This window comes from Streptomyces sp. NPDC002671, assembly GCF_053592475.1.
Window position 1 is genome coordinate 109,637 of the sequence record NZ_JBSFVU010000007.1, and the last position, 21,966, is coordinate 131,602.

Here is a 21,966-nt window from a genome sequence, read left to right on the forward strand (position 1 = left end):
TGACCATGACCGAGAACGGGCCTGTTCTGGTGGCCACCGAGGCGGACGACATCACCGCCGACATGGTGATCACCGACCTCAACCGGCGCGATGTGCCGGTGGTCCGGTTCAACCCCGCCGACATCGGCGAGGACCTCACGGTCTCGGCTCGGTTCGGCACCTGCCCGGCCGCCCCTGTGGTCGGGCAGGTGCGCACCCCGTCGAAAACCGTCGACCTGCCCCGCGTCCGATCGGTGTACTGGCGCCGCCCGGAGTGGCCGTCATTCCCCAACCTGTCCCCGGACGACTCCCGTTTCGCGGCGGCGCAAGTCCGCTACGGGCTTGGGGGCACGCTCTACGCCTTGGACGGCCCGCTCTGGGTCAACCACCCATTACGCATGGCAGCGGCCGACTACAAACCCGCCCAACTCGCTCTCGCCCAGCAGCTCGGCTTCACCGTCGCACCCACCCTCGTCACCAACAACCCGTCCGAGGCGCGGGAGTTCATCCGCATCCAAGGAGACGCGATCTTCAAGACGCTGCGGTGGACTCCCTATACGCGTGATGGCGTGCCCGTGACCGGATGGGCTGACCCCGTCACCGTCGACGAGATCGACGACAGCGTTCGCGTCGCGCCCCACATGTTCCAGGCCCGCGTGGACAAGGTCGCCGACCTCCGCGTCCTGGTCGTGGGGCGGCGCACGTTCGCCGTGCGCATCGACTCCGAACTACTGGACTGGCGCAAGGACTACAGCGCCCTGACCTACACCGTGGAGCACCTTCCCGACCAGGTGGACAAGGCACTGCACGCCTACCTGAACCGACTGGAGCTGGTATCAGGAAGCTTCGACCTCGCGGTCGACCGGGCGGGAGACTACTGGTGGCTGGAGCTGAATCCCAATGGGCAGTGGGGGTGGCTGGAGACGGAGACCGGCCTCCCGATGTCCGCCGCCTTCGCCGACCTACTCATGCAAGGAGACCGCCGATGACCGACCCGGCATCCGAGCGGCGCCGCATGGCGGCCGTTCTCGCGAGCAAGGGCGTCCTGAAATCCCCCTGGCTGCGCGGAGCCGTCGAAACCGTCCCCCGTGAGCAGTTCCTCCATCCCGGAGTCTTCCTCGACGAGGGACGGACCTGGCGGCCCGTCACCGCCGTCGGTACGGACCCGGACGAGTGGCTGAAGATCGCGTACAGCCTCGACACCCTCACCACCCAGCTCGACGGCCACCTCACCTCCGACCAGACCGGCGAACCCGTCGCGGGCGTGCCCACGTCGTCCTCGACCGACCCGACCACGGTCGTCGGCATGATCGAGGCCCTGGATCTCAAGGCGGAACACCGTGCCCTGGAGATCGGCACAGGCACCGGCTACTCCACGGCCCTGATGTGCCACTACCTCGGCGAGGACAACGTCACCACGATTGAGGTCGACCCTCAGGTGGCGGCACGCGCCGACGCCGCCCTGGATTCCGCCGGCTGCTCGACGTGGACGGTGACGGGCGACGGACTCCTCGGTCACCCGCACCGGGCGCCGTACGACCGGGTCATCGCCACCTGCGCGGTCCGCCGCATCCCGTACGCGTGGATCAGGCAGACGAAGCCCGGTGGCATCGTCCTCGGCACGGTCGGCTCCTGGCCTTGGGGTACCGGCCTCGCGAAGGTCACCGTCGGCGAAGACGGTACCGCCGAGGGCACGATCATCGGACGCTCCTCCTTCATGCAGGCACGGGCCCAGGCGGTGACGCCCTTGGCCGGCGACCTCTCCGCCCGGACCGCCTACTCAGACAGTGAGCGGGTCACCCGGGTGGCCCCTCTCCTCCTGGAGGAGTGGATGCCCGCCTTCCTCGCACAGCTCGCCGCACCCGGTGCACAGTTCGTCCGCGCCGCCCGCGCCGACGGCTCACCCTTGCGGTACCTGTTCGCCCCGGAGCGGGAGTCGTTCGCCGAGTTCATCGCCGACGGCGAGAACTGGACCGTCCGCCAGGGCGGACCCGTGGCTCTGTGGGACGACATCGAACGCTCTCTTGTCGCCTGGCAGGACGCCGGGGCGCCGGACATCGACGCGATTCGGCTCCGGGTCACGTCCACATCCCACCTGTACTGGATCGACCGGAGCCCCTCGCTGCGCTGGGAACACCGGCTCGCCTGAGCCACTACCCTGCGGGAATGGACGATGAGTCGCTGTCCCAGTGGGCCGAGCGCCGTGACGCGAGGATCGGACAGCTCCGCGCCGTACCTCTCGTGAGCGGCGACGGCCCACGTGGGTCGCACCTGAAACCCGATGCGCCCCGGGTGATCCAGCGATGGAACGGGCACATGTGGGAGCCCTACGGTTTCGCAGCGAATCTCGCGGAGGCGAGGCGCGTTCTGTTTCCCGACACCGAGGTCGCCCGTTCCTCAGGGCCGGAACCGAAGCTCGGCCCCGGGACCGGCAAGCACAGGAAGCCTCAGGCGCCGCGATAGCCCTGAGGGGCAGACGAGTCGGGCTGTACGCCGGGGAGTGCCACCGCAGTGCTATGACCTGTGCAAACGTGCAGGGAGTGCGCTTGTGTGGCTACCTTGATGGCTACGTGCGACGACATCGCTCCCTGCAGCGGTCCGGACGGGGCCTTCGTCGCCACGCGGAAGGACACGTTGCTACAGGCGGCCGCCTTGAACGGAAGGACACGCAGTTACGCCTCCGTTCAAGCCACCAGCCCGCGCGCTCGCCGCGCGCAGCAGCGCGGCGGGCGACGCCACCTACTGGCGGCCCCGGAAGAGCATCGCCACACCTACTGGCGGCCGATGAGACCGCCCAGAGGGGCGACACCACGTCCTCGACCGGGCTACTCAAACTGCTCTATCAGGAACTGGCCAAGAAACCGGTCGGCAGCGTCACGCTCGGTCAGCCGGTCAACGGACATTCCGTAGACGCGATCATGCAGAATCCCGATGGTAACGCGACCGCGGTGTTCCTTGACACAGGCCCTGACAACAGCAGCGATGCGGCACGCCATCTACGACTGACGCTGCGCCGCATGAAGCTGGTGAGCAACAGCCACGGCGGTGGCGACGCGGTGCGCTACGCCGCGTGCAAGCTCTACGACCTGGCCCAAGGCTGACTCAACGGTGATGGGCCTGATCGGCGCGCTGGGGGCCGGAAGGATCGGACGTCATCATCCGCTCATACTCCCCGTCTGGCAGGTACCGCCGCCGCGTCGTGTCCGAATCCGGCAGGGTGCCATGCCCGAACGAGCCGCTGCATAGGGTCCATTCCCACGATCATGTTCCAGTGCTCGTACGAGGCCGTGGAGTTGTTGTCCGAGCTGCCGCAATCGTCCTTGCGAGGTCGTCGATGCGCGCCGTGAGCGCCTGGGGCGGCAGAGACAGGTCCACCACATGCTGGTAGAGCATGATCGCACCGCCGGGAACGGGCACGCGTATCCCCGTGCCGTCCTCGTTCCCCGCGACGGATACGAGATGTCCTTCGGACAGTCCGAAGCAGGTGCAGTACGCCAGCATCTGGTACAGGTTGGCCCGCTTGACGCCGTCCTGGTACTTGGCGTCCACGAGGATGGCCGGGTGCAGGGCCCCGTCCTCACCCGGCAGTTTGTGCACGAGGTCCGGCAGGAGGGGGTACTCGCTCCGGTCGTCCAGGAAGTGAGTGTTCGCCTGAGCTTGGAAGCGCCCTCCGATCTGCCGTTCGAGTGCGGACCCGAGGGCCTTCGCGAGGAACTCCTCGAAGGCTTTCTCCATGTTGAGGAGGAGGCCGTCGACCCTGACCGGCCGGCCGTCGGTGTATTCGAAGGAAGCACCCTTGAGGATGATCTCGGCGAGGCGCAGAGCCGGGATGTAGTGGGCATTGAGTCTGCTAGGGGTCCACGCCGCCACGGGAGCTCCGAGCACCGGTGCGGTCACGCCGTCCAACAGGGCGTCCAGCCTCCGAAGTCTGGCACGGTCCTGCGACTGGACTTCTGGAAGCCGGGTGAGGCGGCGGGCCGCACCGAGCAGCAGTTGGTTTTCGGGGATGTCGGGGGTGTGTTCGTCGTATGAGATCTCCAGCGGAAGGGCGAGACCCGGGCGGCTGCGGAGCTGAGCGGCTGCGCGCAGCCGCCCGCGCAGCATCATCGAGGTATCCTCGCGCCCCCGGTATCCGGACAGCGGGCCGCGACGGAGTGCCTGTTCGGCTGCTCGAGCGAAAGTGTGGGCGATCGCCGGGAACAGTTCGTTCCGTACGGCCGCGTCGACCGGGTCGGGCTGCCAGCGCGCCCAGCGCGGCGCGTAGGCCAGCAGATATAGCAGCCGGTCCACCGTGACCTTCGGGGCGATACGCAGTTGGACGGCGCCCTCGGCCGTGCCGAGCCGGACCGCACCGACCGTCCGTCTGGCCCTCAGCTCCCAGCGGGAACGGTCCGTGCCCCGGCTGGCTGGACGAACCTCGATGAGCTTGCGGGCATCCTCGGAGCTGAGCGTGTCCACCTGTGCGGCGGTTAGGGTCCAGGCACTCCATCCGCCACCCTCGGCTACATCGACGGGGAAGGGGTCCCGACCGCGCCGAGCCGTTGTCACACCGGTGGCGCGCGGCACGGCCTCGACGGTGGCGCCGACAGGCGCCGTAAGAGCGGCCCGCACCGCGATGTCGGGCCGCTGCCGCCCGCTGACCTCCGTCACTCAGCGGCCCCTCGCGCCGCCGGAACGCCTTCGCCCGGCCCCTCCTCAGTGGCCGGGGTAGCGGTGGGTGCGCCGAGTCCGAGCTCCTCCCGCAGCCCTTCCAGGCCGTACTCGGATGAGATGTCCACGTCGTCCCCCCAGTGGAGCTCCTTGAGCAGAGGCAGGATCTGGTGGCGCCAGACCCGGTCGAGGCCCTTGGGGTGGGTGTGCACGGACGTGCGCATGAAGTAGGACGGGCCGATCCGGAAGTCGCGGTCGTCGAGCCGGGCCCGCTCGATGCGGTTGTTGAGGGCGTCGAGGAGACGAGCGGCATCCTGCGGGTACTGCTTCTTCGCCAGCCAGTCGGCGAGAACGGTTTCCACCGGCCCCTCGGACGGGTGCAGTTCCATGAAGGAGAAACGCCTGCGCATGGCCGCGTCCATGAGGGCGATCGAACGGTCCGTCGTGTTCATCGTGCCGAGGATGACCAGGTTGCGCGGCAGCCTGAAGCGGCGCCCCTTGTCCGAGCCGTACAGCAGGTGCACGAACTCACGGCGGTATTCGAGGAGGAAGTACAGCTCGCCGAAGACCTTGGCGAGATGGCCGCGGTTGATCTCGTCGATGACCAGGACGAAGTTCTCCCCGGGGTTATCGTCGGCCTTCTCGGCGAGGTTCTTGAGGGGGCCCGGGACCAGGTCGAAGACGATGCCGGACCCGGCGTCCGAGAGATCCTTTCCGGCGGGTCCTCCCGTCACGGCCTTCGGGCCGCTCCCGCTCTTGGTCTCCTCCGGCGCGAGAGGGACCGCGCGCGGGCGGAAGCCCTCGAAGAAGTCCTCGTACGAATAGGCCGGATGGAACTGCACCAGCTGGACGTTGGCCGACCGGCCCGCCGTGAGGTGGCGGGCCAGGGCGAGGGCCGCGAAGGTCTTTCCGGTGCCCGGCGGTCCGTGCAGGATCAACTGGGGCCGATCACGGAGCAGTTCCACGCAGTCCTGAAGCCATTCGGTGTCGCGCATGGTCAGTTCGTCGGCCAGCTCCTGTGTGGCGTCGGGCAGTTCGGCGGCGTCGACCGCACCCGTGGGGGTCTGCTCGGGGTCCTCGTCGAGAAAGACTTCGAGGTCGCCGGTGAACTCGGAGAGTTCGAGCAGGCCGGAGTTCGGGTTGCCCAGCGGGCCGGCAAGTGCCTCGGGCAGGTCGTCCATGGTGAGCGGGCTGTCCAGGTTGCTCCAGTCGACCGCCCTCTGCAGAACGGTCCCGTCCCCCGTGACGGTCGACACGGCCGGGCCCCTGACCTCACCGAGGTAGATCTGGTCGCCATCGGTGGTGACCACGATGTCGCTCTCCCTCATCCGTGACAGGAAGGCATAGAAGGCGGTGGCCGTTTCGGTGCGCCGGGACTGGCTGAGATCGGTGTAGTACAGGTCGACGACCTGCCGGACGTGCTCCGGTTCATCCCCCTCGGCCAGCCCGGGAAGCCGGTCCGCCGAGAGCGTGCAGACGCCCTTCTCCCGCCACAGCGAGCGGATCAGCGTCGCTCCCCTCCCATCGGTCCCACGGATGAGCCAGGCCCGCCGACGCGGCTTGTCCTCCGGGGCCGCGGCCTTGAGTTCCTGAGGAACGAGGTCCTGAAGCTCCTCCCCCCGGATTCTCTTCGTGAGCAGTGCGCGCACCGCATGTGCCCCTGAGGCAGCCGGGTCATAGACCCGACTCTCCTCAAGGAGTGTGCGCCACTCGTCGTACTCGTTCTCCGCCAGACCGAGTTGCTCGGGAACTTCCCCGTCCGCTCCCAGCGCGAGATGCCAGCCGGTCGGGCGATGACTCTGGAGCCATGCCCGCAGCGGCTCTTCGTCCAGGCCGACAGCCTGCGCCAGGTCGGCGATCTCCACCCACTGGTTGGCGTCCGGCAGGGTCTCAAGGATCTCCGCCGCCCGGTCGAAGGCCGCGCGCTCGGTACTCCAATACCCGTACCTCTCGTACGCGCGGGTCAGGAGTGCCGCCGGATCACCCTCGCACGCCAGGAACGCCTGACGTCCCGGGCCGGTCAGCCTCCACGTCCGGCCCGTCTTGCGCAGCCAGCCCGCCTTGCCAAGGTTGATGCTCTCGTACCGCAGCTTGGTTCTGATCGTGGTCGACAGGTCCGGGAAGGCCGCCTCCCAGTCCGCCTTCAACGACGGGTCCAGCTCCTGCACCCGCTCCCACACCTCGCGGAACGCCAGCCCATGACCTTTCGGCAGCTTGGCGAGCACCTGCATGGCGCCGTGCACCGCACGCGCGTTCAACTCGAAGACCACGGTCATGACATCCCCCAGCCCCTCCGTTCTCGCCCCACCCCGGCGCATACGCCCCGGTCACAGGCCGATCAACTCCAGCGCCACCAACATAGCGGCGCCCACTGACAATCCGGCGATCGGACGGTGTTCAAGCCTCGCCGAGATCCGGTCGGCGCGGACGGAGACAACGGCGGGTGCCTGCATCCGGGCGCGGTCGCCGGTGACGATGCCGCTCCGGCAGGAGCGGTGTACTTCCGGATCGCGCCGCACGCCCGGCGGCATGCCCTACCGCGCGGGTATCGCCGTTCAATTCTGGATCGGCTGAGCGGGCACGGGCACCCGGCAGCGCACCTGCTTCCCGATCGCCGACCGCCGTACCTGCCAGTCCGGCGCGAGCAGATCGACCAGGCCGAGCCCCCGCCCCGTCTCCGCCTCGGCACTGTCCAGCGGTGTCGCCCTTCGCCGTGGCAGGGCCCCGGGGTCCGGGTCGTGCACGTTCACCGCGATGCCGTACGACGTCACGTACACCTCCACGACGAGCGGTACGTGGTCTCCGCAGGCCCGCACCGAGTTGCCGACCAGCTCGGAGACGACGAGCTGCACGGCGTCGACGACGTCGGACCCCACGCCGTGCGCGAGCAGCGCGGAGCGCGTCAACGCCCTTACCCCGCAGAGGTTTTGAGGCGATGCACAGATGTGGGCGGCCAAGCCCTGGGGGCGGGGGCGGAGGTAGTAGCCAGGGGTGGTGGGGGCGAGTTCGGGGGGATCGGGGGTGGTTGTGGCGGGGGTGGCATGGGCGGGCGTGGCCTCGGTGGGGGTGGGGTGCATGGCGCCTCCTCGCGGCGACAGACGTGCCAAGCGCAGCAATTGCTAGCTGAGCACACCAACTTGACTTCAGCGTGACGCTTGAGCACCTGAACTCGCAACTTTGTCACCCGAATTGCATACTCGACCATTCGTTCCCATCGCCACACCTCAGCGGGTGGTGCCATGCTGCCGACATGCCAAACATGCGCCCCGTTCCGACCGTCCGCCGCCGACGCCTCGGGCAGGCCCTGCGCCAGTACCGCAACACGGCCGGTCTGAGCCTCGATGCTGCCGCCGCGACCGTGGGCTGGATCGGGCCGAAGCTCTCCCGCATCGAAACCGCCAACGGATACATCCGTCCCGGCGAGGTGGCTCCACTACTGAAGGCGTACGGCGCGCTCGACCCGGAAGTCGTGGCGGCGCTGGAGGCACTGGCCAAGGACGCCCGCAAGCAGGGCTGGTGGCAGACGTACAGCGGCATCGTCTCCCCGTCCTACGCCGACTACATCTCACTGGAATCGGATGCCGAGAGCATCCGCGAATTCGCCCCGCTGCTCATCCCGGGGCTGCTGCAGACCGCCGCGTACGCACGCGAGAGCATCGCGGCGAACGCGATCACGCGCACACCGGAAGAAGTGGCGGCCCTGGCCGAGGTGCGCCAGGCGCGGCAGTCCGTACTCACGCGCCCCGATGGCCCGCTGAAGCTTTGGGCGGTCATCCATGAGGCCGCCCTGCACCAGCGGTTCGCTCTCCGCCCCACGACCATGCGCGAGCAGTTGCAGCGGCTGCTCGATGTCGCCGACATGCCCCATGTGACTCTTCAGGTCATGCCGTTGGATGCCACACCGCACCCGGGGAATGTCGGCGGTTTCAGCCTGGTCAGCTTCCCTCCGCCGATGCCCGACGTGGTACTACTGGAGAATCTGATCGGCTCGTCCTACGTTGAGGGCGTCGGCGATGTTCGGACTTTCGCTGATGCCTTCGAACGCATCGTCGCGGCAGCGCTCCCGACCGATGACTCGTTGGCTCTGATCACGCGCATCGAGGAGAAACAGCGCAAGTGAACGGCAACCGCAAGTCGGACCTGTACGCCGTCGACCTGGCCACGGCGGTGTGGCGCAAGGCGTCAGCAAGCGGAGGGGAAGGGAACTGCGTAGAAGTCGCCCAACTCCCCAGCGGCGCCAGGGCCGTCCGGGATTCCAAGAACCCCGGACGGGAACCCCTGCGCTTCACGGCCTCGGAGTGGGCCGCCTTCCGGGAAGGGGTCATCGCCGGCGAACTGTGACCGGCGCTGATCCACCCGTGCCGCGCCTCAGCTCCAGAAGCCGAGCTGCTCGTCCACCCCTATGTCCGCCATGCCGAACAGGACGTCCTCCGCGTCAGGCCGACCCACGTCGGCGACCGCCCGCCCGCCCGAGTCCGGCGGCTCCGGGGCCGGGGGCACCGACCGGGTGAGTGGACTCGTGCCGGGCCCGTGCCGGCGGCCCCGGCCGGGAGCCGGGCTCAGCTCGGCATGGACGTACCGTGTGCCCTGCTCCGCCGCCTTCGCCATCTCGCGGTAGATCGCCAGGATCTCGTCCTTCGTACGTTGGAACAGCTCCGGCTTCTTGTTGCGAAACGCCCGGAAGCTGTCCAGCACGAGGGCGGCCTCCCCCTCGGACACGCCGTACAGGTGGAAGTACGCGGCGTCCAGCTCCGCCCGCATCAGGAAACGGCGTTCCTCGTCCCAGACGAACGGGGCTCCCTCGTCGCCCAGGTGGCGTGCGAAGGGCGCCAGTTCGTGGGAGGTGTAGGTGAGCTCGAGGACTCGGTCGCGGATCCAGGGGGCGGGGGGCTCGTTCGCGAGCCAGGGGGTGGGGCGCGCGTAAGCGTCGGGGTCGAGGACGGGGAGTTGTTCCACTACGAAGTACGTCAATGAAGCGCCGGCGTATTTCTGCCGAGCGGAGAAGTCGAGAACACGACTCGAAAGGTTCGCCAGCAGCAGCTCAGGCAGTTGCTTGGCCTGGAGCAGCGGGAGCTTGTGCCCCACCGCCGTCCGAGGCACCACCGAAGCGATCACCGTACGCTCGTCCGACGCTCGGCACACATCGCGCCAGCCCATCAGCCAGTCGTACGGCCACTCCGTCTCGGGCTTCAGCGGCTCCGCCGCGAGACGGGCGTCGACCAGCCTCTCCGACACCCAGTACCGGGGCAGCGGCACCGCATAGGGATCCTCATGCGCCCCCGTGTCCAGCCGGGGCAGCGTCCCCTTGTTCATCTGCGCCTGCGTCGCGTTCTCGTACGTCGCGAAACGCGAGTCGTAGTGGTGCACGAACTTGCCCTCGTAGAGCGGCAGGGCACGCTCGTCCTCGCGCACGAACGTAGTGCCTGCGCGAGTCCAGCCGTCGTTGAGCGCTATCTCGTCCGTCAGGAACCGCTTCGAGTCGCTAGCCATGTCGAACATACGCATGAACCGCAGCCCCCAAGCATTCCGCTCACCCCCCATCCCCTTGTCCGCCCACAGCACCGGCACCCGCTCATGAATCCCCCGCAGCACGCTCAGGTGCTCCGGGCTCTCGCACACAGGTGAGGTCCGTGTGTTGGGGTTGATGTCGCGGAAGCCCTGCGCGTCCAGTTCGAAGGTGCGGGCATCCAGCTGGTCGGGCCTGCGGGCCCGGAACGCGAGCCGCGCCCGCTCGTGCCGCCTGGCCGGACCGGAGATGGTGAACAGGCAGAAGCTGTACCGGTTGGTGACGTCGGGAAAGAGCTTCTCCTCGTTCTCCATGTCCAACACCGTCACCAACTGCCGCCGCTCCACCAGATCCCCGAAGAACCACGACGTCGTCATGTCCGTCGCGATCCCCGTCGGCAGCACAAGCCCCGACATGCCCTTCGGGGCAAGCAGCATCCGGGCGCGCTCGGCGAACACCGCGTACGTGTTGACGTCGCCGTGTCCGGTGAGCGGGAAGATGCCGGAGTTGCGGAGCATCAGCGTCGTACCGGCCGCCTCGCGCAGCGCCACCTGGAAGTCGTCGTAGTGCTCGCGGTCGACGGCGTCCTCGCTCGTCTGAAGCGCCGCGATGAGCTTCTTGCGCTCGTGGGCGTTCAGCGCGTCGGCGACGGTCTCATCGCGAGAGGCGAACCACTCCTTCTCCTGGATCTTGACGCGCTCCCAGGGCGGGTTGCCGAGGATGCAGTCGAAGCCGCCTTGCCAGCCGGTGTCCGGGTTGTGGTCGTCGTCTTCGTCGTTCTCGACGCGGAAGACGCGCGGGAACTCCAGGTGCCAGTGGAAGAACTGGTTGCGGGAGGCGATGTTCTGGAGGGTCTCGGTCTCCTCCTCGTCGAGGATGCCGCCGTCTGCCAGGTGCAGCAGGGTTGTGCTCGTGATCGCCGAGGGAGCGCCCTCGTACTTGGGCCACAGGAAGGCCGCGCACCATGCGTCCGCGACACGCTGATGGCGTTGGCGTTCCTCGGACTCCTGTACGAACTCCTCGTAGCGGCGGGCCTGTTCACGTACCTGGGACAGACTGCGGCCCGGCAGCTTGGCCAGTTCTTCGGCCTCCTGACGGAGTGCGCCCGTCCCGACCCGTAGCGGGCTGCGCCCCAGGGACGTCTGGATTCCGTCGCCGCCCGCGCGCTCCTTCTTGTTGGTCGCCTTGAGCCGCGTGAGGATCTTGCCGTCGTCGCCCGCGAGCTTCTTGAACGCGCCGTCCGGGATCGCCTCCGCGACAAGTTTCGGCGTCGTACCGAGCAGGGCGTTGCCCACCTTGACGCGGTCGTCGAGGAAGGCGAGGGGCCGACCGGGCTCCAGCGACTCCAGCCACAGGGAGACCTTGGCGATCTCCACCGCCATCGGGTTGATATCCACGCCGTGCACGCAGTGGCGTACGACCTCGGCGAGCGCGGCTCGCACCCGCTCCGGGGCCGGTTCTGGGTCCCCGGTGTCGAGCTGGGCGTAGCGGAGGGCGACGCGGCGCGCGGCAGCGACCAGGACGTGGCCCGAACCGCAGGCGGGATCGATGAACCTCAGGTCGAGGAGACGGCGTGGGTCCGTCGTCGCGAAGCCGTCTATGACCGGGTCGAGTGCCTCGTCCAGGAGTTTCTCGATGACGCTTACGGGCGTGTAGTAGGCGCCGGTCGTCTTGCGCTTGTTGCCGGCGAGGGTCTGGAGCCAGAACCGTTCCGGCTGGGCGCTGCGCCGGGGGCGCAGTTCCAGCAGGGACTCGTAGACGCTGCCGAGTTCGTCGGCGCCGAGGTGGCGGTAGTCGACGCGCTGCCAGCGGCGGTTCGCGTCCTGGACCTGGCACAGCAGCCGTACGGCCTCCAGAAGGCGGTCGTTGGGCAGCCTGGCGGTACGCAGCGGTTCGGCCGAGCCGAGCCGGGTGGCGGCGACGTCGTCCTCGTCCCGGACGTCCCGGAAGTACAAGCCGCCGAGTTCAGGCAGGGCGAGAGCGGGTGCCCCGCCGTCGGTGCCGAGGGCGTCGAGCACTCTGCACAGGGTGGGCCACAGGTCGGTGTTGCGGTCTCCGGGGCGGCGGAAGGCGATGCGGCGCAGGCGTCTGGTGGAGAAGTAGGCCATGTACCGCTTACGGGCGCGCGCCACCTCCTCGGACTCCTCCGGGTCGAGGAGAATGCCTCGGTCCTCGGCTACGAACAGGAAGATCAACTGGTAGGCGAGGCGCAGCAGTTCGTGGTGGAACTCCTCCAGGGTCTCCTGGCCGCCGCGTGCGACGGCGTCCCGCAGATGCTCGTTGGTGTCCAGGAAGCCGGTACCGAGCACGCCGAGGGCGTCGGCAACCTGGTCACGGAGGTGGTCGCGGGCGCGCAGGCCGGTCTCGACGGAGTGGGTGCGCAGCCACTCGATGCGGCAGTCGGCCGGGGTGAGGGCGGGGGCGTCGGGGTCCCCGGTCTCGTCGAGCGTCGGTTGCGCGGCCCCGCCGACCGCGTCGCCACGGGAGTCGTACTCGCCCTCGTCCTCCTCGCTGTCTCCTTCGTCGCTCTCGGACGTCTCCGCCGACTCCGGTTCTTCGGCGGCGTCGCCGTCCGGTTCCTCTCCCCCATCCCCGACGGCTCGCCCACGACCGCGTTTGCGCGGCTTGACCACCAGCTCGAAACGGGAGGCGTGCAGCAGGGAGTACAGGAGGACGAAGTCGGCGTACTGGTCGTTGTCGAAGATCGCTTCGAGGTCGAACTCCAGATACGCAGAACCGACGAGGGAGGTGGAGTCCCGCAGGACACGCAGGAGCTGGCCGTTGGAGAGGATGCCCCAAAGGTGGCCGGGCGAGACGTTGAGAAGTTCCTGGAGGACGGACTGCGGGGCGCGCCGGTTGCCCACCTTCCGGTCGAGCGGCTTGTCCCAGGCCAGCAGGTGCACCGGAAGGTGGTCCTGCCAGCGGTGGCTCGTGTGCAGCCGCTCGCCCCGGCCCGGGTGCTCGACGGTGACGCCGTCGGCGGCCAGCGGCCCGTAGCCGAGTTCCGTGAACAGACGCAGCAGCCACGCCCTGCGGGTGAGCGTGGTCGCGGACTTCTCTCCGGGCAGCCGGTCGAGGTCGTCGCGGAAGGCCCGGTAGGCGCCGGTGAGCGCCGTCCAAGCGCGGCCCGCCGCGTCGCCGATGCGTTCGCCGCGGTACAGGCCGTAGTCGGCGGGGGCGCAGCCGGGCAACTCGCGGTCCCCCGCGGTGACCCGGGCGAGCAGATCAGCCGTGAAGAGCCGGCCCTCGACCCGAACGGCGGACGTGGACGTGGACACGGAGGGGACGGCGGCCCGCGGGTCGGGCAGTACGGCGGTCAACGGCGGACTCCGGCGGGTACGAAGGCGTAGACGCCGAGCTCGTCGGGCGGCCCGGCAGGGGTGACGGTGATACGGCGGGCCGCGGCAGCACCGAGCGCACGACCACGCTCGCCCGCGGCCTCGCGCACCCGCAGATGCGCGGTGGTGAGCTGCGCGGCGAGCTGATCCCCGTAGGCGTGCAGATGGTCGCGCACCTCGGGAAGCCTCAGCTCGCCCAGGGCACGGCTGACGGCGCGCACGCGTTGCTCGGTGATGACGCTGCCCTTGGGTTCGGCAGCGAGGAGACGGGCGGTCTCCTCGTCGGTGAGCCATTCGATACCGCCGTCGTCGTCAGGGCGCCAGCCCAGCACACGGGCGTCCTCGGCGACCAGTTCCTTGGACTCGCCACTGCGCTTGAGGGGCAGTTTGAGCTGGAGGCGGTAGCGGGCCAGCAGGAGCACGGTGTAGGTGTCGACGGATTCCGTACGGATCACGCCGAGACGGCGGGCGGGCCGGTCCTCGGTCGATACGGCGGGGTCGAGTGCCGAGTCAAGGACGTAGCGGGCGATGGCGCGAACCGCGGGGTCGGTGCGTACCAGCGCGTGCTCGTTCGGCGGAACGGGCAGGTCCCGGTGGAAGACCAGGTCGCGGGGGCCGGACGCGGAACCTGCGGTCTTCTTCGGGGACTTGGTACTCCGAGGGGCCTTCGCCGTCGTTCGGCGCGCGGTCCTTCCGGTGCCGGCGGCAGCCGCCGCCTGGTCCTCGGTCTCGTACACGCCGAGCGAATGGCGCAGGCCGGCGGGGAGCGGGCCGGGCTGGGCGGCGAAGCCCGGAGCATGCGGGAGACTCCGCACCGGGGCGCGCAGCGCGGCGAGGGACTCCCGGGTGAACTCGACGATGTCGCCGGGTACGCCGAGGACCTGCCGCAGCGCGGTCAGCTCGTCCTCGACGTCCTGCGGCCGCATACCCGAGTGGGAGAACTTGGTCGGAATCCGTGACTCCCGTTCCGCGGCGCTCTCCCATTCGCGGTGCAGCGCGTCGCGAGCCGCCCCGATCTGTTCGTCCGCCCCGAAGTCGAAGGACATCTGGCCGACGGCCGCCGCTTCGGGCCGACCGCGCAGCAGCAGGCTGTTGGTGAGCGCCTCCAGGACGCGCTCACCCGCCTTGGGCACGGGCAGGGCGACACCGGTCTGCTGGGCGATGTCGCGGTGTTTGCGGATCAGGACGTCCAGGACGAGTCCGTCGATACCGGTGTCGGTCTCGTAGAGCGTGACGGCCATGACACGTTCGCTGCGCTGGCCGAACCGGTCGACCCGGCCCTCGCGCTGCTCGTGGCGGGTCGGGTTCCACGACAGGTCGTAGTGGAGGACGGCGCTGAAGCGCTCCTGGAGGTTGACGCCCTCGGACAGGCAGTCGGTGGCCACCAGGACCTGACGTCCGGGCCGTACGGTGAGCTCCGCGACGCGTGCCTCTCGCGCCTCGGGGGGCAGGTTGCCGGTGATCGCCTCGACGTGGGCTCGGCCACCGAGAGCATCGTGGAGGTGGGTACGGACGTAGTCGGCGGTGGGAATGTAGCGGCAGAACACGATGGGATCGTGGCCGTCGGCGATGAGTGCCTTGACCTCGTCGATCAGCAGGCGCAGCTTCGCGTCGTGCTCAGGGCCCGCGAGTTCGGCGGCACGCTGGGCGAACTCCTTCAGACGGCGGTCCGCCTTGCGAGGGCGGGTGGCCTCCTCGGGCGCCCCCGTGCTCGCCGCATCCTCGGTCTTCGCGTCCGTGACGGGCGGTTCCCCTCCATCGAGGAGTGTGCCGGGAACGGCGTCCAGGCCCTCCGACGCCTCCGCGTCCGGGGCTTCCAGGACCGCGTCGCGGCCGATGCGGTCGGCCTCCTGAGGGGTGCGTGCGGCGCCGACCGCGGAGCGGGTGGTCAGGGTCGCCCGGCCCGCCGCCGGGGAGGACAGCACACAGCGCAACAGCGCGAGGACGGACCACCAGCTCATGCGCTGGCGCAGCTCGCCGTCGGGCCGGCGGATCTGCTCACGGGCGTACGTGATCACGTCGGAGACGAACTCGGCGTACGAGGAATCGAGCCGGTACGGCACCTCCCGCAGCATGCGATCGGCCGGGAAGGGAGTGTCCTCGTCGAGGAAGTGGCGGATGTCGCGGCGGCGGCGCTGCACCAGGTGACGGGCGATCCGGTCGCGATGCGCGGGTACGGTCGGATCCAGCTGGGCGAGGCTCTCGTCGAGCAGGCCGGTGAGTTTGGCGAAGGCGTCGCGGTCCCCGCTGTGCGGGGTCGCGGTGATCAGGATCAGATGGCGGTCACGATCGGCGGCCAGGTCCTTCAGCAGCTCGTAGCGCTGCTGGCGGCCCGCACCGGCTCCGATGCAGGTGTGCGCCTCGTCCACGATCAGTAGGTCCGGGCAGGTGCGCAGGAAGGCGTCGCGGCGATCGCGTTGCTTGATGAAGTCCGTGGACACGATGGTGTACGGATACCGGTCGAAGATCGTCTGATCGGTCTCGATGATCGACCGCTCCAGCTTGCCGGCTGTGGAGGGCAGCACGAGTTCAGCATCGAGGCTGAACTTGTCGTGCAACTCGCGCTGCCACTGCTCGGCCAGCGCCGGGGAGCACAGCACGGCCATCTTCGTCGCGGAGCCCTGTTCGATGAGTTCCTTGGCGATCAGCGATGCCTCGACGGTCTTGCCGATCCCGACATCGTCTCCGATCAACAGCCGTACGGTGTCCATACGCAGAGCGGCCATCAGCGGCACCAGCTGGTACTGACGTGGCTGAACGGCGATTCCGGACAGACAGCGGAACGGGCCCGCACTGCTGGACGCCGATACCCGAAGGGCCGTACGCAACAAGGAAGCGGAGGCGAAGTCGCCGATGTCGTCGCTGTCGACAGCCTGGGGCCGACCCGTTCCGTCATCCTTGACCAGCAGCTCAGGGGCGGAGAAGTGCGGGTCGCCGGTCTCTTCGGGGAACAGTAGGGTGTCGAATTCGCTGTCGCCGTCGAGTGGGCGGGCCAGCACGAAGTCCGCCGTGGTGCCGGGCAGCACCACCCAGTCCCGGTTGCGAGCGCGGACCAGTGCACCGGGCGTGTAGAGGCTGGTCATCGCGGCGCCCGTCCCGGGCCGAAGACGTTCGGGTACGCGCGCACGGTGGTGTGCCACTCCTCTTCGCTTTCGTCGCTCATCTCGATCACGAGCCAGCCGCGGTTCTCCAGCCAGGTTCTGGCCTTGGTGTCGCGCGACTCGTCGGGGACGCCGTTGCCGGGCAGGTCCAGGAAGACCGCGACGTCGGCGTCGGGTAGACGGTAGACGAAATCGGGCACGGCCCGTGCCGAAGCCGTCTCCTCGCCGGTCTCATCCGGCAGCCGGTAGCCGTGGCCGCGCAGCCACTCCACGAATCCACCGCCGCTGTCGTGCGACGAACGCAGCGCCAGTGCTGCCGCGTGCTCGACGGGGCTCGCCGCCTGGGGCTGGTCCCTGACTGCCCGGCACTGAGCGAGTTCTTTCAGCACCTCGACGGCCGTCTGCCTGCGGATCATGGGGTGGAAGAGCTGGTTGTGGTAGGTGAGCAGGCAGTCGTAGCAGCCGAACTCACAGGTCTCGCGGGCTCCCCTGGCGTGCTTCCGGTCGTGCCACTGCCCGTCCTCCCACTCGTAGTGAATGATTTCCAGGGCTTTGGCGGCGACCTTGGCGATCGTCTCATGGTCGTCGTGCAGCAGCCTCAGCACTCCGGCGCCGCCCTCCGCACCCTCGACGAACAGCATGCGGGCCCGGTCCTCGGGATCGGGCAGGTCCTCGCTGTGCAGCTCGGCGTCCTCCAACTGGAAGTGCGCTTCGATGCCGCGCTCCAGCGCGTAGCGGAGCGTGACACGCGTGTAGTGGTCGACCGGGGTGGACAGCCGCAGCACGGCGATGTTCTTGCTGTCCTCCGCGTAGGGCACGACCTTCTCGGTCCGTGTGGTGAGCCGGAAGGTGCCGAGCGCCTCCTGCTCCGCCGAGGTCTCGGCGCGCTCGGCGGCCTTGGTGTCGCTCAGCCAGCGCCCCGAGACCGGGTCGAGCCAGAAGCCCTCGTCGCCAGGGGGGCGACGGGTCCGCCGCCCCAGGTTGATGACCTGCACCGCCGCGTCGCCATAGGTGAGTTCGGCGATCGCGCGCCCGGCGTCCGCGGTGCCGGGAAGGCAGAACCGGGCCGTGAGTTTGCCGTGGTGGAAGCGGTAGGCAGTCTTCAGGTGGAAGGGCTCCCGCAGGCGCTCCTCCTCGTCGGAGGAGATACGGCGTCGGGGTTCCGCGTACACGGTGGTCAGCTGCATCAACCGGCGCAGGACCGGTACGAGGCGGGCTCCGCAGCCGAGGCAGTCGTCACGCTTTTCCCGGGTGTCGTGCCAGTAGCCGCAGTCGCCGCACACCTTGGCGTCCACCGTGGCGATCCGGCCAGGGGTCTCCCCCATCGGGACCTGGACGTTGGAGACGGTGTAACGGCGGCCCTCGTGGTAGATCAAAGCTCCAGGACCGAATTCGCCGATGGCGATGAACCGCGGCCGCTGAATGTAGGCACCGCGCTTCTGACCGTACTTGCTCTCGCCGGGCTCTCCGGGAACGTACGCGGCAAGCGGCAGCCTCGGGAACGAATAGCCGGGCAGGAACCCCTCGGAGGCAAAGTAGCGGTAGGTGTAGAAGTCGGAGCGGGCGCCCTCGTTGTCATCCGAGTCGTTGCGTAGCAGGTCGAGCTGCTGCTCGGCCTGAATACGGCGGGACCTCGCCTGCCTGCGGTCCCGGGCGCCGATCGAGGAGTCGTTGGCGAGGCGGTCCTGCTCGTCACGTTCGTCGTGCGCGTTGCGGTACAGCCGACGCCAGCGGTCGCAGGCCCGGTCGAAGGTGCGCAGCGCGTCTCGTACCTGGTCCTCGATCCAGCCGTCATACCACCAGGCCGTGTCGGCGAGATCCCCCTGCAGCGGGGCGAGGATCCGTACGCAGCGTGCGATGGCGTTGCGGCGGTAGGCGTCGGTCTCCAGGGTCTTGCGCAGTTCCTTGTCGAGCGGCAGCGGAAGAGGGCCGCTCGCCGCGCTCGCGGGCGCGGCGACGTCGAGTACCTCCGTCATGCGGTGGCCCAGGCTGGCTCCCGTCTCGGCCAGCCACACCGCCTGTACATGGGAACGCAGCAGATCCTCGTTGGTGAGGTCGATACGCGGAGGTACCACACTGCCGGACACCATGAGTTCAGGACGGCGGAAGTAGTACTGATCATGGGCGCTGCCCGTCGAGCAGTACGTCGTCACCAAGGCCGGCTGACCCGACCGTCCGGCACGGCCCGAGCGCTGCGCGTAGTTGGCCGGGGTCGGCGGGACGTTACGCATGGTGACCGCGTTGAGTTCCGCGATGTCAACGCCCAACTCCATGGTGGGTGAGCAGAACAGCAGCGGAAGATCGCCGTCTCGGAATCCCCGCTCACGCTCCCGTCTCATCTCCGAGTCCACCTGAGCGGTGTGCTCCCTGGCCTCCAGCCCTCGCAGTTCGTCGGCCGCGTCCCGGTACAGGTCCCGGAAGAACGGATTCACCCGGGCTCCGGCGCCGGAGTCGAACGTCTTGCGTACGAGGTCCGGTTCGCCGGTCTCGCCGTCACCGGGCAGCCAGATCAAGGAAGAGACCTTGAGCTGGTGGCCGAGGCTGCCGTCGGACCGCTCGTCCACGACCTGAAGCAGACCGGCGGTGCGCAGTGCCCGGAGGAGGTCGCCGATGATGACATCGGCGTCAGCCTCACCGAGACGTTTGCCCGCTAGCTGCGGCAGTGCTCCGAACTCTCCCGGCCTGCGCAGATAGCGGCCGTAACCACCGCGGGCGCTGAAGTACACGGTGTCCGCTGTCGAGGAGCGCTTCGGCCGCGGCCCGGCGTACGCGATCCGGGCAGGTGTGCGCGGATCCGTGTCCGGCACGGCCCAGATACCGGCGAGGTGTTCCTTGCTGAGAGCAACCAGTTGCTCGTGTCCCAGCTGGGTCAGCCACTTCTCGTTGACGGCGAGAGCCCGGCGCAGTTCGTCGAGCAGGGTGCGCGCGATCTCCTGCCGGTGAGCGGGGTCGTCGTTCTCCAGAGCCCAGTGGGTGCCGCGCCAAAGGTCGGCGTCGGCGGCGATGTCAGCGAGCGAGGTGTAGTCGAAGCGCAGCAGGCCGGTCTGGGAGAGGTTGGGCATGGTCAGCCGCCAGCCACGCTCCAGGTCCGCGTAGATGCGGTAGGCCAGTGCGGAACGCAGGGCCGCCTGGGTGTCCTCCAGCGGCCCGTACTTGACCTGGGCGTTGCGGGCGTAGGCAGTCAGCGGCAGGTTCAGCGCCTCGGTGACGGCCTGAGGCAGCGCGTCGTGGCGCAGCCCCGCCGTACCCGCCTTGTCCAGGGCCCGGTACAGAGCGCCCCTGATCTGGGTGACCTGGACGAAGTCGTTGAAGTGGCCGGCCTGGAGACTGGCGTCCTGACGGTTATCGACGAACGTCAGCAGCTTCTGAGCGCGCTTGCCGAGGTCGGCTTGGCCACGCAGTGACCGCACTACGCTCGCGCTGACCAGGGACACCGCGGAACTGCGCCCTTCGGCCGAGAAGGTGGCGAGCTTGGCGAAGTCCCGGACGCGCAGCTGCTCGTATCCGACGCGGCAGCGGGGGCAGAAGCGGAACGGTGCCCTGATCCACCAGGCGCGCAGTCCGGTGCCGGGCTGCGCCCGCCGCCCGTCGGGGCTGATCCACACCTGTTCGGGAAGGTCGTCCTTGCGGGCTTTGACGACCGTGCGCTGTCCTTGGTCGTCCGTCTCGATCCAGCTTGCCGGAAGCCGGTCCAGGATCTCCTCGGGGTCGCTGGGCCAGGGACGTTCCTTGTCCACGTAGAGGTAGCCGTCACCTGCCTCGGCCGGGGCCTCGGGGTCCTTGCGTGCGAAGTAGCGCTCCTGCCGCCCGTCGTGGGTCACGGCCAGGTAGTCGTGTCCGCATTCACGGCAGAAGTGGAGCGGGACCAGCGGCCGATCCTGGTGTCCGGGTACCCGCAGCTGGTACTGACTCGTGAGATGGCGAGGGGCTGCGGGCGCCTCAAGGCTGGCGTAGACCGTGTCGCCCTTGGAGAGGAACTGGTGGAGCCTAAACGCGAACAGGGGGCGGCGGGTGCCGGAATCCTTCACCCGTGCGCCGGCCTCCAGCATCGCCTTGATCGCTTCCCTGCAGTCGGCCTCCGACACGGTCTGTTCACCGCACGCCCGGCGCAGGTCGACGGCAGCCCGCGGAATCGTGGTGGGACTGCGGCGGCGGAAGCGCCGCGGGGCTCCGTCCGTGGGGCCCGGCTCCAGTTCAAGGCCGAAGGCATGCTCGACCCAGACAGCGAGCGGATCACGGCTGAGGACCTGATACGAGGACGGCAGGGCATCGGGACCGGAGACCGCACGGCGCACAGCGGCGGCGAGGGCGACCGCATGTTCCTCGGGCGCGAGTGGCCGGCCGGGATCAGTGGCCCTCTCAAGCGTCTCTCCGATCACCCGGTCCGGGTCGACCGAGGTGCCGAAGAGCCGCGTGGCGACCTCGGCCACCGTCTCTTGGGCCTCGGCGAACGTCTCCGTCGTGGCCATGGTCGCGGACGTCCCGACGCAACGCAGATCCGTCGCCTCGCACGCCTCCCTGAGCCTACGCACCAGGATGCCCACGTCAGCTCCCTGGCGGCCGCGGTAGGTATGCAGCTCGTCCAGGACGAGGAAGCGCAGGCCCCTCGCCGCCTTGATCAGCTCCTTGCGCTCATCGGGGCGGGTGAGGAGGTACTCCAGCATCATGTAGTTCGTGAGCAGGATGTCCGGCTTGCTGTTGAGTACGGACTCCTTTTCCTTGCGCTTCTCCTGCCCGGTGTAGCGGGCGAAGGTGACGCGGCGGTCCTCGGAAGCCACCCCGTTCTCGAGATAGTGCTTGAGCTCGTCCATCTGGCTGTTGGCCAAGGCATTCATCGGATACACGATGATCGCGGAGATGCCGTCGGGGTTCGGGTTCTCAAGGACCTCGTTCACGATCGGAATCAGGTAACAGAGGCTCTTTCCAGACCCGGTTCCGGTGGTCAGGACGTACGAACTCTTCGATGCGGCGATCTCGATCGCCTGGCGCTGGTGGTAGTGCAGGGTAAGAGTGATGTCTTCGTCCGCGGCCGTATCACCCGCGCGGTTCTTGTTGCGGAAGTACTGCGCGCACAGGGGATGAAGGAGCCTGGTGTCATCGGATCCCGGTTCGGTCAGTTCCGCGACCGTTCCGCCCTTGCGGAATGTGGGATTGAGCGAGATCCATGGATCAGGCCACCTGGACTTTCTGTCCCGCTCCACCTTGAGGTGCTCACGAATGGCAGGATCCCTCACCCAGACCAGGGAACGCGTGAACTCGTCGTAGTCCTCGATGAGCCGCTCATGCGCGCCGAACACATCCATGGCGTTGCCAATCCCCCTCATGCACGACTCGTATCTCGCGGTACCGCTGCTCTTGCGTCTGGCTGATCACAACCGCACAACCACCCACC

The 21,966-nt window shown here is 68.7% G+C and carries 13 protein-coding genes; 6 read left to right on the plus strand and 7 right to left on the minus strand.

Going from position 1 to position 21,966, the window contains the following annotated elements:
* The first annotated feature begins 5 nt into the window (after positions 1 to 5).
* From tgmB to ACWD35_RS12730, 4 genes are all read left to right on the plus strand, one after another.
* Positions 6 to 968, plus strand: coding sequence for an ATP-grasp ribosomal peptide maturase (gene tgmB, locus ACWD35_RS12715; protein WP_451351203.1), 963 nt, complete (start codon positions 6 to 8; stop codon positions 966 to 968).
* Positions 965 to 2,128: an ATP-grasp peptide maturase system methyltransferase gene (gene tgmC / locus ACWD35_RS12720; RefSeq protein WP_451351204.1), complete on the plus strand. Its 1,164-nt coding sequence runs from the start codon at positions 965 to 967 to the stop codon at positions 2,126 to 2,128. Before tgmB ends, tgmC begins: the two co-directional genes overlap by 4 nt.
* Before the next feature lie 17 nt (positions 2,129 to 2,145).
* Positions 2,146 to 2,442: a DUF6087 family protein gene (locus tag ACWD35_RS12725; RefSeq protein WP_451351205.1), complete on the plus strand. Its 297-nt coding sequence runs from the start codon at positions 2,146 to 2,148 to the stop codon at positions 2,440 to 2,442.
* Positions 2,443 to 2,927: 485 nt separating this feature from the next.
* Positions 2,928 to 3,080, plus strand: a complete 153-nt coding sequence (locus ACWD35_RS12730) for a hypothetical protein (RefSeq protein WP_451351206.1) — start codon at positions 2,928 to 2,930, stop codon at positions 3,078 to 3,080.
* A gap of 160 nt (positions 3,081 to 3,240) precedes the next feature.
* Here ACWD35_RS12730 and ACWD35_RS12735 read toward each other — a convergent pair whose 3' ends face one another.
* From ACWD35_RS12735 to ACWD35_RS12750, 4 genes are read right to left on the minus strand one after another with little or no spacing between them, the layout of a single operon-like run.
* The gene (locus ACWD35_RS12735) at positions 3,241 to 4,629 is read right to left on the minus strand and encodes an McrC family protein (RefSeq protein ID WP_451351207.1); all 1,389 of its coding nucleotides are present in this window, start codon (positions 4,627 to 4,629) and stop codon (positions 3,241 to 3,243) included.
* Positions 4,626 to 6,905 carry an McrB family protein gene (locus tag ACWD35_RS12740; RefSeq protein WP_451351208.1) on the minus strand — a complete coding sequence of 760 codons (2,280 nt, stop codon included), beginning with the start codon at positions 6,903 to 6,905 and terminating at the stop codon, positions 4,626 to 4,628. The genes ACWD35_RS12735 and ACWD35_RS12740 overlap by 4 nt, the downstream gene beginning before the upstream one ends.
* Positions 6,906 to 6,956: 51 nt before the next feature.
* On the minus strand, positions 6,957 to 7,148 hold the full coding sequence (locus ACWD35_RS12745; RefSeq protein ID WP_451351209.1) for a hypothetical protein: 192 nt from the start codon (positions 7,146 to 7,148) through the stop codon (positions 6,957 to 6,959).
* Between the two features lie 36 nt (positions 7,149 to 7,184).
* Positions 7,185 to 7,706: an ATP-binding protein gene (locus ACWD35_RS12750; protein ID WP_451351210.1), complete on the minus strand. Its 522-nt coding sequence runs from the start codon at positions 7,704 to 7,706 to the stop codon at positions 7,185 to 7,187.
* A 173-nt stretch (positions 7,707 to 7,879) separates the two neighbouring features.
* Here ACWD35_RS12750 and ACWD35_RS12755 point away from each other — a divergent pair, with 173 nt between their 5' ends.
* Both ACWD35_RS12755 and ACWD35_RS12760 read left to right on the plus strand, forming a co-directional pair.
* On the plus strand, positions 7,880 to 8,749 hold the full coding sequence (locus ACWD35_RS12755; protein WP_451351424.1) for a helix-turn-helix domain-containing protein: 870 nt from the start codon (positions 7,880 to 7,882) through the stop codon (positions 8,747 to 8,749).
* Positions 8,746 to 8,970, plus strand: coding sequence for a DUF397 domain-containing protein (locus tag ACWD35_RS12760; RefSeq protein ID WP_451351211.1), 225 nt, complete (start codon positions 8,746 to 8,748; stop codon positions 8,968 to 8,970). The genes ACWD35_RS12755 and ACWD35_RS12760 overlap by 4 nt, the downstream gene beginning before the upstream one ends.
* 27 nt (positions 8,971 to 8,997) lie before the next feature.
* Here ACWD35_RS12760 and ACWD35_RS12765 read toward each other — a convergent pair whose 3' ends face one another.
* From ACWD35_RS12765 to ACWD35_RS12775, 3 genes are read right to left on the minus strand one after another with little or no spacing between them, the layout of a single operon-like run.
* Positions 8,998 to 13,455 carry an Eco57I restriction-modification methylase domain-containing protein gene (locus tag ACWD35_RS12765; RefSeq protein WP_451351212.1) on the minus strand — a complete coding sequence of 1,486 codons (4,458 nt, stop codon included), beginning with the start codon at positions 13,453 to 13,455 and terminating at the stop codon, positions 8,998 to 9,000.
* On the minus strand, positions 13,452 to 16,556 hold the full coding sequence (locus ACWD35_RS12770; RefSeq protein WP_451351213.1) for a helicase-related protein: 3,105 nt from the start codon (positions 16,554 to 16,556) through the stop codon (positions 13,452 to 13,454). The genes ACWD35_RS12765 and ACWD35_RS12770 overlap by 4 nt, the downstream gene beginning before the upstream one ends.
* Positions 16,553 to 21,898: a DEAD/DEAH box helicase gene (locus ACWD35_RS12775; RefSeq protein ID WP_451351214.1), complete on the minus strand. Its 5,346-nt coding sequence runs from the start codon at positions 21,896 to 21,898 to the stop codon at positions 16,553 to 16,555. The genes ACWD35_RS12770 and ACWD35_RS12775 overlap by 4 nt, the downstream gene beginning before the upstream one ends.
* Between the last annotated feature and the right edge of the window lie 68 nt (positions 21,899 to 21,966).